The organism is Sphingopyxis sp. (assembly GCF_034380315.1).
Lineage (GTDB): Bacteria > Pseudomonadota > Alphaproteobacteria > Sphingomonadales > Sphingomonadaceae > Sphingopyxis.
In genome coordinates this window covers 360,032-375,952 of record NZ_JAXMPB010000002.1, presented here as the reverse complement: position 1 = coordinate 375,952, position 15,921 = coordinate 360,032, and the positions used below count along the sequence as shown (strand labels likewise).

15 protein-coding genes are annotated in these 15,921 nt (G+C 64.2%); 9 read left to right on the top strand and 6 right to left on the bottom strand.

Annotated elements, in window-relative coordinates:
* Both proS and U0S50_RS04860 read left to right on the top strand, forming a co-directional pair.
* Positions 1-1,527 (top strand): proline--tRNA ligase, encoded by a 1,527-nt coding sequence (proS, locus tag U0S50_RS04865; protein WP_322307632.1) that lies wholly within the window; start codon positions 1-3, stop codon positions 1,525-1,527.
* A complete protein-coding gene (locus U0S50_RS04860) occupies positions 1,528-3,828 on the top strand; it encodes a VacB/RNase II family 3'-5' exoribonuclease (RefSeq protein ID WP_322307631.1) in 2,301 nt (766 codons plus the stop codon). It begins immediately after the preceding gene.
* 30 nt (positions 3,829-3,858) lie between these two features.
* On the opposite strand, the gene U0S50_RS04855 is transcribed toward U0S50_RS04860, so the two are convergent.
* Positions 3,859-4,098: a hypothetical protein gene (locus tag U0S50_RS04855; RefSeq protein WP_322307630.1), complete on the bottom strand. Its 240-nt coding sequence runs from the start codon at positions 4,096-4,098 to the stop codon at positions 3,859-3,861.
* 76 nt (positions 4,099-4,174) lie between these two features.
* Positions 4,175-4,987, bottom strand: coding sequence for a helix-turn-helix transcriptional regulator (locus tag U0S50_RS04850; protein ID WP_322307629.1), 813 nt, complete (start codon positions 4,985-4,987; stop codon positions 4,175-4,177).
* Positions 4,988-5,108: 121 nt separating this feature from the next.
* Here U0S50_RS04850 and U0S50_RS04845 point away from each other — a divergent pair, with 121 nt between their 5' ends.
* The gene (locus tag U0S50_RS04845) at positions 5,109-5,501 is read left to right on the top strand and encodes a hypothetical protein (protein ID WP_322307628.1); all 393 of its coding nucleotides are present in this window, start codon (positions 5,109-5,111) and stop codon (positions 5,499-5,501) included.
* Here U0S50_RS04845 and U0S50_RS04840 read toward each other — a convergent pair.
* Positions 5,498-5,953: a universal stress protein gene (locus U0S50_RS04840; RefSeq protein WP_322307627.1), complete on the bottom strand. Its 456-nt coding sequence runs from the start codon at positions 5,951-5,953 to the stop codon at positions 5,498-5,500. The two genes, U0S50_RS04845 and U0S50_RS04840, sit on opposite strands and share 4 nt — an antisense overlap.
* A 158-nt stretch (positions 5,954-6,111) precedes the next feature.
* On the opposite strand from U0S50_RS04840, the gene U0S50_RS04835 reads away from it, so the two are divergent.
* The 5 genes from U0S50_RS04835 to U0S50_RS04815 all read left to right on the top strand — a co-directional run bounded on the left by U0S50_RS04835 (position 6,112) and on the right by U0S50_RS04815 (position 11,610).
* Positions 6,112-7,404, top strand: a complete 1,293-nt coding sequence (locus U0S50_RS04835) for a pyruvate dehydrogenase complex dihydrolipoamide acetyltransferase (protein WP_322307626.1) — start codon at positions 6,112-6,114, stop codon at positions 7,402-7,404.
* 1 nt (position 7,405) lies between these two features.
* Positions 7,406-8,821 (top strand): dihydrolipoyl dehydrogenase, encoded by a 1,416-nt coding sequence (gene lpdA, locus U0S50_RS04830; protein WP_322307848.1) that lies wholly within the window; start codon positions 7,406-7,408, stop codon positions 8,819-8,821.
* A gap of 156 nt (positions 8,822-8,977) precedes the next feature.
* Positions 8,978-9,577, top strand: coding sequence for a hypothetical protein (locus U0S50_RS04825; protein WP_322307625.1), 600 nt, complete (start codon positions 8,978-8,980; stop codon positions 9,575-9,577).
* Positions 9,577-10,191, top strand: coding sequence for a phosphatase PAP2 family protein (locus U0S50_RS04820; protein WP_322307624.1), 615 nt, complete (start codon positions 9,577-9,579; stop codon positions 10,189-10,191). The genes U0S50_RS04825 and U0S50_RS04820 overlap by 1 nt, the downstream gene beginning before the upstream one ends.
* A 99-nt stretch (positions 10,192-10,290) precedes the next feature.
* Positions 10,291-11,610, top strand: coding sequence for a metal-dependent hydrolase family protein (locus tag U0S50_RS04815; protein WP_322307623.1), 1,320 nt, complete (start codon positions 10,291-10,293; stop codon positions 11,608-11,610).
* A gap of 41 nt (positions 11,611-11,651) precedes the next feature.
* On the opposite strand, the gene U0S50_RS04810 is transcribed toward U0S50_RS04815, so the two are convergent.
* The 3 genes from U0S50_RS04810 to U0S50_RS04800 all read right to left on the bottom strand — a co-directional run bounded on the left by U0S50_RS04810 (position 11,652) and on the right by U0S50_RS04800 (position 14,464).
* Complete coding sequence (locus tag U0S50_RS04810) at positions 11,652-12,431, bottom strand: tyrosine-protein phosphatase (protein WP_322307622.1); 780 nt, start codon at positions 12,429-12,431, stop codon at positions 11,652-11,654.
* A gap of 2 nt (positions 12,432-12,433) precedes the next feature.
* Positions 12,434-13,237 carry a crotonase/enoyl-CoA hydratase family protein gene (locus U0S50_RS04805; protein WP_416194960.1) on the bottom strand — a complete coding sequence of 268 codons (804 nt, stop codon included), beginning with the start codon at positions 13,235-13,237 and terminating at the stop codon, positions 12,434-12,436.
* 96 nt (positions 13,238-13,333) lie between these two features.
* Complete coding sequence (locus tag U0S50_RS04800; protein ID WP_322307620.1) at positions 13,334-14,464, bottom strand: CaiB/BaiF CoA-transferase family protein; 1,131 nt, start codon at positions 14,462-14,464, stop codon at positions 13,334-13,336.
* A 113-nt stretch (positions 14,465-14,577) separates the two neighbouring features.
* Here U0S50_RS04800 and U0S50_RS04795 point away from each other — a divergent pair, with 113 nt between their 5' ends.
* The gene (locus U0S50_RS04795; protein ID WP_322307619.1) at positions 14,578-15,915 is read left to right on the top strand and encodes an alkaline phosphatase PhoX; all 1,338 of its coding nucleotides are present in this window, start codon (positions 14,578-14,580) and stop codon (positions 15,913-15,915) included.
* Positions 15,916-15,921 lie beyond the last annotated feature (6 nt).

Sequence of the window (15,921 nt, the reverse complement as noted above, 5' to 3'; positions counted from 1 at the left end):
ATGGTCAAACATGCGCTCAGCGTAACCCGGCAGGCCGACTTCGCGGCCTGGTATCAGGATGTCATTGCCGAAGCCGACCTTGCCGAGGAATCGGGCGTGCGCGGCTGTATGGTGATCAAGCCGTGGGGATATGGCATCTGGGAACGCATCCAGAAGGTGATGGATGCGAGCATCAAGGATGCGGGGGTTCAGAACGCCTATTTTCCGCTGTTCATTCCCCTGAGCTTTTTCGAGAAAGAGGCCGACCATGTCGACGGCTTTGCCAAGGAGATGGCAGTCGTCACGCATCACCGCCTGATCGCGGATGGCAAGGGCAAGCTGGTTCCCGATCCCGAGGCAAAGCTGGAAGAGCCGCTGATTGTCCGCCCGACATCCGAAACGGTGATCGGTTCGGCGATGAGCCGCTGGGTTCAGAGCTGGCGCGACCTGCCGCTGAAGGTCAATCAATGGGCGAATGTCGTGCGCTGGGAAATGCGGACCCGCATGTTCCTGCGGACCAGCGAATTCCTGTGGCAGGAGGGGCATACCGCTCACGCCGACAGGGATGATGCGATGGCCGAAACGCTGCGCGCGCTCGAAATGTATCGCGGCTTTGCCGAAGACGTCCTGGCGATGCCGGTCATCGCGGGCGAGAAACCAGAGAATGAACGCTTTCCTGGCGCCGTCGCGACCTATTCCATCGAAGCGATGATGCAGGACGGCAAGGCGCTCCAGGCCGGCACCTCGCATTATCTGGGGACGGGCTTCGCCGAGGCGGCGAACATCCGCTATCAGGACAAGGAGGGCGGCCACAGCCTGTGTCACACGACGAGCTGGGGCACATCGACCCGTATGATCGGCGGCGTGATCATGACGCACGGCGATGACGATGGGCTTCGCTGTCCGCCGCGCATCGCGCCGCATCAGATCGTCATCGTGCCGATGCTGCGCGACAATGACGAAGACGCCGCCATCCTCGATTATTGCCGCGCGCTCGAAACCGAGCTGAAGGCGCTTGATGCCTTCCGCGAGCCGGTGCGCGTGCTTCTCGATTCCAGTGCCAACAAGGCGCAGACCAAGCGTTGGGGCTGGGTCAAGAAGGGCGCGCCGATCATCCTCGAGATCGGCCCGCGCGATGTTGCGAACGGCAATGTCGCGGCCATCCGCCGCGACCGGCTGTACAAGGATGACGGCAAGCTCAACACCGCCTTCCTGGCCAAGGATGATTTCACCGCGGCGGCGGTCGCGATGCTGCAAGAGATTCAGCAAAGCCTTTATGCCGAGGCGAAAGAACGGCTTTATTCCAACATCCGCCGCGACGTTGCCGACCTTGCGGCGCATTTTTCGGGCGACGACAAATTTGTCGGCTGGGTCGAGGTGCAATGGTCGCGCCCGACCGGCGCCGCGCTCGATGCGGTGGTGGAAAAGCTGAAGGCGCTCAAGCTGACGATGCGCAATACGCCGCTCGATGCTGCGCCTGCCGATGGTGCGTGCTTCTTTACCGGCGAACCGGCGGTCGAGCGCGTGCTGATCGGGCGGACCTATTAATTGGCAAAAGGTCCCAAACGGCCGCAGCCCGCCGGGCTTCCTTCGCGCGACGACATCCTGCGTTTCATCGAGGAGAGTCCCGGCGCGATCGGCAAGCGCGAGATCGCAAAGCATTTCGCGCTGCGCGGTGCAGACAAGATCGCGTTGAAGGCATTGCTGAAGGACATGACCGACGAGGGTGTCGTCGACATGGCGCCGGGACGCGCCTTTCACAAACATGGCGGCTTGCCGCGCGTCACCGTGCTGCGCGTCGCGGCGGTCGAGGGCGATGCCGTCTGGGCAGTCCCCGATCGGTGGGAAGGCAGCACCCCACCACCGCGACTGCGCGTGATGGAAAAGGGGCGGCGGGGCGCGCTTGGCATCGGCGACCGTATCCTCGCCCGGACCGAGGAGCGTGGCAGCGGCCATGTCGCGCATCCGATGAAAAAGCTTCAGGCGGGCGGCGAGAGCGTCATCGGGGTGCTCGTCGCCGATACCGGCCCGGGGGGCAAGCCGATGACCTGGCTGCGCCCCGCCGACAAGCGCGCGCGTTTCGACTTTGCGGTTTCCGACATGGGGGATGCCGCCATCGGCGATCTGGTGCGCGCTGAACTTTCGGGACGCGGTCCCGCGACCAAGGCGCGGGTGATCGACCGTATCGGCGACCCTTTCGCGCCACGTTCACTCAGCATGATCGCGATCGCGCGGCACGAGATTCCGCATGTCTTTGGTGACGAAACGCTCGCCGAGGCGGAAAAGGCTGCGACGTTGCCGCTTGCTGCCGACGGGCGCGAGGACCTGCGCGATCTTCCCATCCTGGCCATCGATCCGCGCGATGCCCGCGATCATGACGATGCCGTCTGGGCGGCACCCGACGAGGATCCTGCGAACAAGGGTGGCTGGCGCGCGATCGTCGCGATCGCCGATGTCAGCTATTATGTCCGGCCCGATGGCGCGCTCGACCGGGAGGCGCGGCGCCGCGGCAACAGCGTCTATTTCCCCGACCGCGTGGTTCCGATGCTGCCCGAAACCTTGTCGGCGGGAATGTGCTCGCTCAAGGCGGGGCAGGATCGCGCGGCCATGGCGTGCCATCTCGTCGTCGACAGCCATGGGCGGGTGACGGCGTGGCGCTTTGCGCGTGCGCTTGTGCGGCTGCGCGCGAATATCGCCTATGAAGATGCCCAGGCGGCCCATGATACGGCGGTTCCCAAGGCGGATTGGGACGATGAGGTTCTGCCCGCCCTGCAGCATCTGTGGGGGTGTTGGACGCTGCTGGCGAAGGCGCGCGACGCGCGCGCTCCGCTCGACCTTGACTTGCCCGAGCGGCAGGTGATGCTCGACGAACAGGGCAATATCGCCGAAATCCGTGTCCGCGAGCGGCTCGATGCGCATCGGCTGATCGAAGATTATATGATCGCGGCGAATGTCGCGGCGGCGAAAGCGCTGGAAGCGAAGAAGTCGCCGGTGATGTACCGCATTCACGAGCCGCCGAGCCGCGAGAAGCTTGTCAGCCTGAAAGATTATCTGGACACTTTCGACCAGAATTTCGCGTTGGGGCAGGTCATCACCCCCGCCGTGTTCAACCGTCTGATCGACGGCTTTTCCGGCGACGACCGGCTTCCGGAGATTATGGAGGCCATATTGCGCAGCCAGACGCAGGCCTATTACGGACCCGCGAATGCGGGGCATTTCGGCTTGGCGCTAGGCTCTTACGCGCATTTCACCTCACCGATCCGCCGCTACGCCGATCTTGTCGTCCACCGTGCGCTTGTCGATGCGTACAAGCTGGAGGTTCCGATCAAGACGAAGGGCGTGCCCGAGCGCAGCGGGCTTGGCGAGGCCGACCGCAAGGGGCTGTCGCGGATCGGCGAAGCGATCAGCGCGCTCGAACGCCGCGCGATGGAGGCCGAGCGCGAAACGATCGACCGCTATGTCGCCGCCTATCTTGCGACAAAGGTGGGAGAGATCGTCCCGGCACGGATAACGGGGGTCCAGCCGTTCGGCTTTTTCGCGACGGTCGATGGGCTTGGCGGGGACGGTCTTGTCCCGGTTTCGATGCTGGGCAGCGAGCGCTTCTTTTACAACGAGGCGGCGCGCACGCTCGACAGCGAACATGGGCGGATCAGCTATGGCGTGGGCCAGCGGCTCGACCTGCGTTTGATGGAAGCCAATCCGATCAGCGGGGCGCTGCGTTATGAACTGCCCGACGCGCCTTCGGGGGGCGGTGTCAAGCGCCCGCCACGCCGGGACGGAAAGGGCAAGCATGTCGTGGGTCGGCGCGGCAGACCCGCCAATATTCGCCATCAGGGACGGCGGCGCTAATCACTGCGTCGCCCGATCGCGCCCTCCTGCTCAGCTGTTGAACACGGCGAGCTGCGATGCGAAAATTCCGAACAGGCTGCTGCCAAAGACGGAAAGCGCGATGATGACCGCGGGCGCGGAAGCGCGCGGGCGCCGGGGCGCGGGTACGATATCGGCCTTTCCGCGAAACAGGGTCGTGACAGCGGTCAGGTGCAGTACCAGCCAGATGCCGCTGGCGAGGCAGCAAAGTATGAGCAGTGCCATCAACGCGGGTAGGGCCCATATTTCCACGGTGGTTTCCTCCGTCGGTTCTTGCAGTGCGAAAAGGAAACGTGGCACCCTGCGGCAAGGTTCCTTCAAACCGACGCTATGAACGGGCGTTCTGTCCAAGCTGATTCAACAGGCGCGCGCTTTCGGCGTCCGCCGGGAAAAAGGCTTCGATGGCGAGTTCGGACAGGGTGATGTCGACCGGGGTGCCGAACAGGGTCACGGTCGAAACGAACGACAAGCGCCCGACCGGGGTGTCGAGGATCAACGGGACAGCGATGTCGTTCGCGGTCTTGTCCCCTTCCATATTGGCGTTCGTGTCGCCGCCGACGCCATAGTCGGCGAGTTCGTCGCGCAGCGCGGCCAGGCCATTGTCGGCGGTCGCTTCGATCTGTCCGTCCAGCCGGTCGAGAATATGCTGACGCCACTCGGCGATATTGACGATCGCCGGTGCAAGGCCGTCGGGGTGGAGGGCAAGGCGCAGCACATTGACCGGAGGCTCGAGCAAGGCGGGTGCGACGCCGCGTGTCAGCAACGCGATGGCGGCGTTGGCGGCGATCATGTTCCAGTGCCGATCGACCGCCAGCGCCGGATAGGGTTCATGGCCGCGCAGCACATGTTCGACGATGCGCTTCATCCCATCCATTTCGGGACTGTCGAGCGGGCGCTCGCGATAGTGGGGGGCGTGGCCCGCCGCCAGCAACATCGCGTTGCGGGCGCGGTGGGGTAGGGCAAGCCCATCGGCGAGGCGCTCGATCAGCGGCGCGCTTGGTTTCGACCGGCCGGTTTCGATGAAGCTCAGGTGGCGCGTCGAAATCTGCGTTTCGAGCGCGAGGTCCATCTGGCTCATGCGGCGCCGATTGCGCCAATCGCGGAGCAGTTCGCCGAGCGGCGGGGCCTTTGCGGCATGCATGACAATCTCCCTTGATGTCCGCCGAAATATACCGGTCGTTTCGTCGTTTCCATTACCTGTGACGTAATCGACGCGCCGCATTTTCCGCGCGACATGGCGGTCATTCGAAAGGAGAATGAACATGTCGCTCTTTCATCTCAAGAATGTACTGATCGCCGATGCGATCACCTGTGCCGTGATGTTCCTCTTGTGCGTGCTCGCCACCGCTGCGGTGTCCGCGCTGCTGGGTTTGCCCCCGGCGCTCGTGGCAATTGCCGGATGGATATGCCTCGCCTCGGCGCTCCTGATGCTGACGACGGCCTTTCGCCAGCCGGTGAGCGCGGGGCTCGTCCATCTGATTGCGTTCGGCAATCTGGGTTGGGTCGCGGCGAGCGCCGGAGTGCTGTCGCTATATTGGGGCACGATGGCATGGCCCGGCGCCCTTCTGGTGGCCGGGCAGGCAATCGTCGTCCTGATCTTTGCACTGTTGGAAATGCGGGGCGCTGCCGCCTTGCCGCGGGCTGCGCGCGTCTAGCTCAGTTCATCCAGCCGGGCGATGTCTATCCCGCCCGGCACGACCATCACCGGGCATGGCAGGGTTCCCGCATCATGCCCGGTGAAATGCGCGACCAGCGGCCCCGGCGCGCCGCTTGCGGCAGTGCCCAGCACCAGCGCTGCGATCGCTTCATTGCCGCTGATGACATCGCGTACGATCTCCACCGGTTTGCCCGATTTGACCATGATCTGCGGCGTGACATTGGCTTCCTGTACCACCGCGTCGGCGGCGGCGGCGACCAGCCCTTCGGCATGTTCGCGGGCTTCGGCCTCGATGGTCGCCTGCACCCCGCTAAAGGCCAGGAAATCCTGCGGCTGCACGATCGCCAGCACGATGACACCGCCCCCGGTTCGGGCCGCGCGCCGCGCGGCAAAACGCAGCGCCAGCGAGGATTCGGGGCTGTCATCGATCACCACCAAATATGTCCGCACGATCGACCCCCCGTATTTTTGATGGGCGCGAGAGTGCGTCACATTCGTATGAAAGGCAAGTTTCACCCGATAGACCTTGACCGAAGCACCGCTTATGGCGAGGGAGAAACCGTAGCGGCAAGCGCCGCCAGCCAGACTGACGAGGGACGAATCCTACGATGCCGATCGAACTGAAAATGCCCGCCCTTTCGCCGACCATGGAGGAAGGGACGCTTGCCAAATGGTTGGTGAAGGAAGGCGACAGCGTCCGTTCGGGCGATCTGCTGGCCGAAATCGAAACCGACAAGGCCACGATGGAATTCGAGGCGGTCGACGAAGGAACCATCGCGCAAATTCTGGTTCCCGAAGGCACCGACAATGTCAAAGTCGGCGCGGTCATCGCGGTGATCGCTGGCGAGGGCGAAGATGCGGCCAGCGCCAAAGCGGCTCCAGCTCCGGCTCCCGCGCCCGCGCCGGCTCCCGCCGCAAAGACTGAGGCCGCCCCGGCCCCGGCCCCGGCACCAGCGGCCCCCGTTGCCGCTCCGCCCGCCGCTTCGGGTGATCGTATCAAGGCAAGCCCGCTCGCCAAGCGCCTCGCCGCCGAACGCGGAATCGACCTCGCGGCACTGACCGGCACCGGCCCCGGCGGGCGTATCGTCAAGGCGGATCTGGAAGGCGCAGGCGCAGGCGCAGGCGCTGCCGCACCGGCGCCTGCGGCCGCTGCGTCGTCCGCCGCGCCGGTCGCGGCCGCTTCGGCGCCCGCTCAGCCGTTCACGACCGATATTCCGCACAGCGCGGAAAAGCTCAGCAACATGCGCAAGACCATCGCGCGGCGCCTGACCGAGAGCAAGCAACAGGTCCCGCACATCTATCTGACGGTCGACGTCCAGCTCGACAAGCTGCTGAAACTGCGCGGCGAACTCAATGCGGCGCTCGAACCGCAAGGCGTCAAGCTCAGCGTCAACGACCTCTTGATCAAGGCGCTTGCCAAGGCGCTGATCCAGGTGCCCAAGTGCAACGTCAGCTTCGCGGGCGACCAGCTCATCAGCTATGAACGCGCCGACATTTCGGTCGCGGTCAGCGTCCCGGCGGGTCTGATCACCCCGATCATCGTCGGGGCCGACGAAAAGGCGGTGAGCAAGATTTCGACCGAGATGAAGGAACTCGCGGGCCGCGCCAAGGAAGGCAAGCTCCAGCCGCAGGAATATCAGGGCGGCACCGCCAGCCTGTCGAACATGGGCATGTTCGGCATCAAGCAGTTCGAAGCCGTCATCAACCCGCCGCAGGGCATGATCATGGCGATCGGCGCGGGCGAAAAGCGTCCTTTCATCGTCGACGACGCGCTGGCGATCGCGACCGTGATGTCGGCGACCGGCAGCTTCGATCACCGGGCGATCGACGGCGCCGACGGCGCACAGCTGATGCAGGCGTTCAAGCAGATTGTCGAAAACCCGCTGGGACTGGTGGCGTAACATGGCGGACACCAATTACGACCTTATCGTCCTCGGTTCGGGTCCCGGCGGCTATGTCGCCGCGATCCGCGGGGCGCAGCTGGGGCTCAAGACCGCGATTGTCGAGCGTGAACTGCTCGGCGGCATCTGCCTCAACTGGGGCTGCATTCCGACCAAGGCGCTGCTGCGCTCGGCCGAAATCTATCATTATATGCAGCATGCGAAGGATTACGGTCTCGCCGCGGCGAGCATCAGTGCCGACATCGAGGCAGTGGTCAAGCGCTCGCGCGGCGTTGCAAAGCAGCTTAATCAGGGCGTCACGCACCTGATGAAAAAGAACAAGATCGCCGTCCACATGGGCACGGGCAAGCTCACGGCGCCCGACAAGCTGGAGGTGTCGGGGGACAAGGGCACCGAGACGCTCTCGGCGAAGCACATCATTGTCGCAACCGGCGCGCGCGCGCGCGACCTGCCGTTCGCGCCCGCCGACGGCAAGCGTGTCTGGACCTATCGCCATGCGATGACGCCCCCCGAGATGCCGAAAAAACTGCTCGTCATCGGGTCGGGTGCAATCGGCATTGAATTTGCAAGCTTCTACAACGACATGGGCGCCGATGTCACGGTCGTCGAAATGCTCGACCGCATCGTGCCGGTCGAGGATGCCGATGTGTCGACCTTCCTCGAAAAATCGCTGAAGAAGCAGGGCATGACCATTCTGACCGGTGCCGGGGTCGAAGAGCTGAAGGTCAGCGCGACCGGCGTTTCAGCGAAGATCAAGACGAAAGACGGCAAGGTCCAGGCCAACGAATATAGCCACGCGATCGTCGCCATCGGCATCGTTCCCAATACCGAGAATATCGGCCTCGACACGCTGGGCGTGGCGACAACCAAGGGACATATCGACACCGACCCCTATTGTCGCACCAATGTAAAGGGTCTTTGGGCGATTGGCGACGTGACGGCGCCGCCGTGGCTTGCGCACAAGGCGAGCCATGAGGGCGTGATCGCGGCCGAAGCCATCGCGCAGGAACTGGGCAACAAGGATGTCCACCCGCACCCCATGGATGCGCGCAACATCCCCGGCTGTACCTATTGCCATCCGCAGATCGCGTCGGTCGGTTTGACCGAAGCGAAGGCGAAGGAGGCCGGGCACGAGGTGCGCGTCGGGAACTTCCCCTTCATCGGCAATGGCAAGGCGATCGCGCTCGGCGAGGCCGAGGGGTTCGTGAAGACGGTGTTCGACGCGAAAACGGGCGAACTGCTCGGCGCGCATATGGTCGGCGCCGAAGTCACCGAGATGATCCAGGGTTATACCATCGGCAAGACCGCCGAACTGGTCGAGGAAGATTTCCTGCACACCGTCTTCCCGCATCCGACGATCAGCGAGGCGATGCACGAAAGCGTCCTCGGCGCCTATGGGCGCGCGTTGCACATCTGATTTGGGTTGAGGGGCGCGCTTTGCGGTTTCGGTAGCAGCGCTATTGCCGCTTGCCGCCGCCGCGGCGCGCTGCCTCGATCCCAAAAGCATCGTGCCTAGCCGGTCGCGGTGCGCCGGGCGCTTGCCCGGCCCGTCTCTTTCGGCCACGCTGCTCGAATGACGCCATCGATCCTCTATTTTTCCCGTGCGGGAAGCATGGTGAAATCGCTGTTCTTTTTGGGCGTCGGGCTGGCCGGCCTGGCGGTCGCCTATGCGATGCATGCCGAACGCAATCGACCCGCTTCGATGATCGAGGCGCCCGGAGGGCTCCTCCTGCCACCGCCGGCGCATCGTGACAGCCCGGTCGATTCGATCCGTATCATCATCGCGGTCGTGGCTGGCGGCGCGGCGCTGCTGTTTGCCGGCAGGCATGGTGCACGCCTGTTCTCGCGGGCGGCCGCTGTGCGGCTGGAGGGCGGGCATTTGCATTTCCACCCGAGCTATGGCGAGGTTTCGGGGCCGCTGGCTTTGGAGCAGGTCCGCGCGATGCGTTTTGATCGGGCCGACCGGCTGGCCCCCGATGGCGCCGGGTCTTCCGCGCGCCTCGGCGCGCGGGCCCGCCATGCGCTGTTGATCGAATATGATCGGCAGGGGCGGATCGAGGCGATACGGCTTGTGGACAATGACTTTGACGGTGGGGCCGATCAGCTTCGGCGGTTTGCGGCCTTTGTCGACAGCCACCGCCAGTCGGCGCACCGACGTGGAGGCGGAGGCTGATGTCCGATGGGCAAAGGCGCATATGCCTTGGTCTTGGTGCGGGCGCGGCCCTCGCGTTTCTGATGGTCAGCCTGATGATGGGGGCTGGCTTTGCAGACCCCATCGACCGTCAGTTGTTGCAGAGTATCGCGCTGCGGCAGGGGGACGCGCCCCTGCTGATCGATTTCATGCAAGGGGTCAGCTGGCTGGGCGGGGGACTCGCACGCTGGGCGCTCGTGCTGATGTTTTGCGCCGGTCTGTGGCGTTTTGCGGGGCGCCGGGCGGCCCTGCTGCTCGCGGGGATGGCGGCCGTCACCAATATCGCATCGAGCGGGCTGAAAATGTTGTTCGCGCGCGCGCGGCCCGATGTGGTGCCGCACCTCGATCCTGTAACCAATCTTTCCTATCCAAGCGGTCATGCAGCCAGCGTCGCCGCGGTCGCGATCGGGCTGGCGTTGCTTGTTCCGCCGCGTCACCGTTTCATGGCTGCCTGGGCGGCGGCATGGGCCATTCTGCTGACCGGCTTGTCGCGGATGATGCTAGGGGTTCACTGGCCGACCGATGTGCTGGGCGGGACGTTGCTGGGCGCCGCTGTCGCCTTTGCCGTGGTCGGGCTTTTCATCCGTGCGCGTTGAATCGTTCGCGCTATCCTGTTTGCGTGATTTTTCGCTGTTCGGAGCGGACTGATTTTGCCATCATCCATGCTCATTTGACGAGCGCAAGGGGCGGCGGACATGGATTTCACGGCGAAAATCGGAACGATATTGGGCGCGGCGGCGGTCGCCGGAATGACACTGAGCCCGACATCCGCTGCCGCCGCCGACGCCGGTCAGACGGTGATCACCGCAGCGCGCTATGTTGACGTGCTCACTGGCAGGACGGTCGACCATCCGGCGATTTTCGTCGGCGCCGATGGCCGCATTACCAATGTGGCCGATGCGCGGACCGTCCGCTGGGGACAAGGCGTCAAGCATATCGACCTTGGTGACCGTACCTTGCTTCCGGGACTGATCGATATGCACGTCCATCTGGACGGTCCCGCCGACATCGGCGGTTATCGCGGGTTGGAATTCACCGACAGCTTCTGGGGCATGACCGCGGTAAAGAATGCGCGCGACATGCTGCACGCGGGCTTTACGACGGTGCGCAACGTCGGGGCGGGCAATCGCAACGATATCGGGCTGAAACAGGCGATCGACGCGGGCTATGCGATCGGGCCGCGCATCGTTCCGGCTGGCTATGCGCTCGGGGCGACCGGTGGGCATTGCGACAGCACTTTCCTTCCGCCGAGCCTTGAAAAAGCGAACGGCAAGGAAGAGGGGATCGGCGATACGCCCGACGAGCTGCGCTATCAGGTCCGGCGCCAACGCAAATATGGCGCCGAGGTGATCAAGGTGTGCGCGACCGGTGGGGTATTCTCCCGCAATACCGAGCCTGGTCAGCTTCAGGTGCCCGAAAACGAGCTGCGCGCCATCGCCGACGAGGCGCACCAATGGGGGCTGCGCGTTGCGGCCCATGCGCATGGCGCGGCGGGCATTCGCGCGGCTGTCGCGGCGGGGATCGATACGATCGAACATGCCAGCCTGGTCGATGACGAGGGGATTCGCATGGCGGTGGCGCGGAAGCGCCCGGTGTGGTTCGCGATGGATATCTTCAACACCGAATATACCCAGGCCGAGGGCGCGAAAAACGGCGTGCTCGAGGATAATTTGCGCAAGGATCGCGAGATTGCGCAGATCCAGCGCGACAATTTCCGCAAGGCGCACCGTGCCGGCGTCCGCATGGTCTTTGCCTCGGACGCCGGGGTGATGCCGCACAGCGATATCGGCGGACAATTCCGCGTCATGGTCGAATATGGGATGACCCCGATGGAAGCGATCCAGGCGGCCACGCGCAATGCCGCGGAAGCGCTGGGGCGTGAAAAGGATCTCGGTGCGATTGCGGTCGGGCGCTATGCCGACATGATCGCGGTCGACGGCGACCCGCTGGCCAATGTCCGCGAGCTTGAAAGCGTCGACGCAGTCGTCAAGGGCGGGGTACTGGTGAAGGGGTAAGCGCACCAGCCCGCCCGGCATGGGCGGGCAGGTCGGATGGCTTACACCACCAGCTTGTCGATCATGGCCTCGCGCATTGCGGGGGTGACGTTCAGCACCGCCTCCGCATAGCTTGGCACGTCGCCATGGTCGCGCCGCACCGTCGCCAGCGCGGCATCCAGAAAGGCCGGATTGACCGACATCAGCATGCGGATCGCATCATCCGCAATCTCGCGGCCGTAACGCGCCCGAATATGCGCACCGCCCTGCGCGATCCGCTCCTCGATCTTGCCCGCGCTGTTGGTCAGCAGATAATCGTGCATCAGGTCATCTTCGTGCACACCGAGCAGCCGGTGAACGATGGCGACGGCAAAGCCGGTGCGGTCTTTCCCCGCGACACAGTGGACCAGACTGGGGGCGTCATATTCGGCCAGTGCGGCGAGATAGAGACGAAGCGTGGCGACCAGTACCGGGCGATAGGGCATTCCGGCATAGGTATCGACCATCCGTGCCCGCGCGGTGTCGACGTCGATGGCTCCCTGTGCGGCTTGCAAGTGCGGTGCCAGCCCGGCGGTATTGCCCTCCGCAAACAGCACGCGCGCGGCAAAATTGTCGGATCGGCGGCACGGATGCAGCGCCCGTTCGTCGTCGCCGCGCAGGTCGATCACGGTTTCGAGGCCCAGCGCATCGATCGCCGCCAGATCCGCGTCGGTCGCGGCCTCGTGATGCGCCGAGCGCCAGAGCCAGCCTTCACGCAGTTGCCCGCTGCCCTCGACCGCATAACCGCCGTAATCGCGGAAATTGTGGACGCCCGACAGGGGCAGGACCGGATCGGCCAGCATGGTCATTCTCCCGTGAACACCGGCGCGCGCTTTTCGATGAAGGCGTCGATCGCCTCGCGATTGTCGGCGGTTTCATGGACGATCGCCTGATATGCCGCGCTCAGTTCCAGAATGTCGCTCATCCGGCTATGCTGTGCCTCGCGCAGCAGGCGCTTGGTCAGGCGCAGGGCGCGCGGTGGGTTGCACACGATCCGTTCGGCGATGGCGATGGCATGGTCCAGCAGTTCGTCGTCAGGGACGACTTGCGAGACAAGACCATATTCCTTCGCTGTGGCCGCGTCGAAACGATCGCCGGTGAGGAACAGTTCGGCGGCGCGCGGATAGCCCAGAACTTTTTGCAGCAGCCAGGCGCCGCCGTCGCCCGGGACGATCCCCACCTTGACGAAGCTGCAGGCAAATTTGGCGCTTTCCGCCGCAATGCGGATGTCGCAGGTACACGCCAGGTCGCAGCCCAATCCGACGGCATGGCCGTTGACCGCCGCGATCATGGGAATTTCGCAATCCATCAACGCGCGGATCACCGCCTGCACGCCCTTGCGATAATTGCTGCGCGTCGAATCGGGCTGGTCGAGTACGCCGATTCCCTGACGATCCTTCATGCCTTTCAGATTGCCGCCCGCACTGAACGCCTTTCCGCTACCGGTCAGGATGATCGCGCTGACGCTGCGATCCTCTCCCAGCTCTTGCAGCGTTCCTATGATATCCTGGCAGTCCTCATGGGTGCCGATCGCGTTCATGCTTTCGGGCTTCGCCATCGTCAGGATGGCAATCTTGCCCCGCCGCTCGACACTCAGAAACTCACCCATCGCAATCTTGTCCTTTCCCGGCGTTTCGCCAGCTTCCTGTTTCATAGCATGATCGGGCGCAAGCCGCTAAAAATTGCGGCGCGCGGTGGGGGCGGCTCAGCGCACCGCGCCGCCTTCTTGAAGCGCGGCGATCCTCGAGTTGTCGTAGCCCAGATCGGCCAGAATCGCCTCGGCGTCGGCACCGACCAGCGGTGCGGCGCGCGGTTCATCGTTCATCGTCACCGAATAGCGCGGGGCGGGCGCCGGCTGAACCGCACCGCCGACCTCGACAAAGGTTTCGCGTGCGACATTATGGGGATGCTTCGGTGCCTCGTCGAGTGACAGGACGGGCGCGAAACATATGTCCGTCATTTCCATGATCGCGCACCATGCATCACGGCTTTTGGTCGCGAAGAGCGCCGTCAGCTTGTCTTTCAGCGGCCCCCATTGCGACGGATCGAGTTGGGCGTCGAAGGCAGGATCGGCGTCGAGGCCGGTCTTTTGACGCAGCAGCGCATAGAATTGCGGCTCGATCGATCCGATGGAAATGAATTTGCCATCGGCGCAGGCATAGGTGTCATAGAAATGAGCTCCGCCATCGAGCATATTGACCCCGGCCTCGTCCTTCAGCCGTCCCATCGCCTTGAACCCCCAGGTCATTCCCGCGAGCAGCGCCGAGCCGTCGGTCATCGCGCAATCGATGACCTGGCCTTCGCCGGTCCGCGCGGCATGCAGCAATGCACTCGTCATGCCAAAGGCCAGCATCATGCCCCCGCCGCCGAAATCGCCGACATAATTGACCGGCGGTACCGGGCGTTCGCCCGCGCGCCCGATGCCGTGGAGAACCCCGGACAGCGCGATATAGTTGATGTCATGCCCCGCCGCCTGGGCATAGGGGCCGAACTGTCCCCAGCCGGTCATGCGGCCGTAAACAAGCCTGGGATTGTCGCCGATAAGGACGTCCGGACCCAGCCCAAGCCGTTCCATGACGCCGGGGCGATAGCCTTCGATAATGCCGTCGGCGCTCTTGCAAAGGTCGCGCGCGACATCGACGGCGCCCGGCGCCTTCATGTCGAGCGCGATCGAGGTTCGGTTGCGCGATAACGGGTCGCGCGGGTCGAGGAATCCGCCGGGCCGATCGATGCGGATAACGTCCGCCCCATGATCGGCGAGCATCATCGCGCAAAAAGGGCCGGGGCCTATTCCAGCGAATTCGATGATCCTGATTCCCTTCAGCGGGCCTGACATATTATGCTCCTCTTTCCTGATTCATCGCGGCGGTGCCCGTTCGACAACTGTCTTTGATTTGTCCCATTTGCGTCGCAGTGCGTCATGGGTTCGTAACCGGGAGAATATTGTTCATGCTTGACCGTCGCCAGTTTGCCGGAGTTGCCCTTGCTTTCGCGGGCCTCGCCACCCAGAGCCGCGCCGCCGCTGGCGGCCTGATGGCGACGACGCCCGGCTATGGGCCGTTGCAACCCGATCCGGCCGGGCTGGTGGATTTGCCGCCGGGCTTTTCCTATCGCATCGTCTCTGAACTCGGGCAGCGCATGAGCGATGGTTATCGCGTGCCCGACCGCGCGGACGGCATGGGATGCTTTCGGCTTCCCAATGGCAAGATCGCGCTGGTCAGAAATCACGAATTGCAGCCGAGACACGGCGCGCAAGGCCCGTTTGGCGGGCAGGCGGTGGCGCCGCCCGAGGCGTTCGACAGCAAGGCCGGAAGTGCGCTTCCCGGCGGAACCACGACCCTCGTGCTCGATCCCGGCAGTCTGGAGGTCGAGTCCCAATATCTCAGCCTTGTCGGCACGATCCGTAATTGTGCCGGCGGTGTGACACCCTGGAACAGCTGGCTGACCTGCGAGGAAAGCGTCGACGGGCCTGAAAAGGGGGTGGGTCAGCCCCACGGCTGGATGTTCGACGTGCCGGCTGATGCCGGAAGGCTGGTCAAGGCGGAACCGCTGAAGGCAATGGGACGCTTCATGCGCGAGGCCGCTGCCGTCGATCCACGGACGGGGATCGTCTATATGACCGAGGATCGCGAGGACAGCCTCTTCTATCGTTTCCTGCCCGATGTTCCCGGGTCGCTGCATCGCGGCGGGCGTTTGCAGGCGCTGGCGCTTTTTGACCGCGGCATCGGTGACAGTCGCAATTGGGCGGGGCGCGCCATGCAGACGGGCAGCTGGCATTTCGCCGACTGGGTCGATCTGGACAACCCCGAAAGCCCCGCGGACGATTTGCGGTTTCGCGGCGCGGCAAAGGGCGGGCTCCTCTTTGCGCGCGGGGAGGGGATTCACTGGGGCGATGGCGAACTCTATTTCACCTGCACGTCCGGCGGTCAGTCGAAACAGGGACAGATCATGCGCTATCGCCCCTCGGCTCACGAAGGGACCGACAAGGAACGCGCGATGCCGGGGCGTTTGCAGCTTTTCCTCGAATCGACCGATCCGGCCCAATATAGTTTTGGCGACAATCTGACAGTCGCGCCCAATGGCCATCTGATCGTCTGCGAAGACCAGTATGAAGATACGGTCGACAACCATCTGCGCGGTGTCACTCCCCATGGCGAAGTCTATGCCTTTGCCCGGATACGGGTCCAGACCGAACCGGCAGGCGTTTGTTTCTCGCCCGACGGTTCGACCATGTTTGTGAACCTTTACAGTCCGACGAAGACGCTCGCGATACGCGGACCCTTCTGAGCCGCC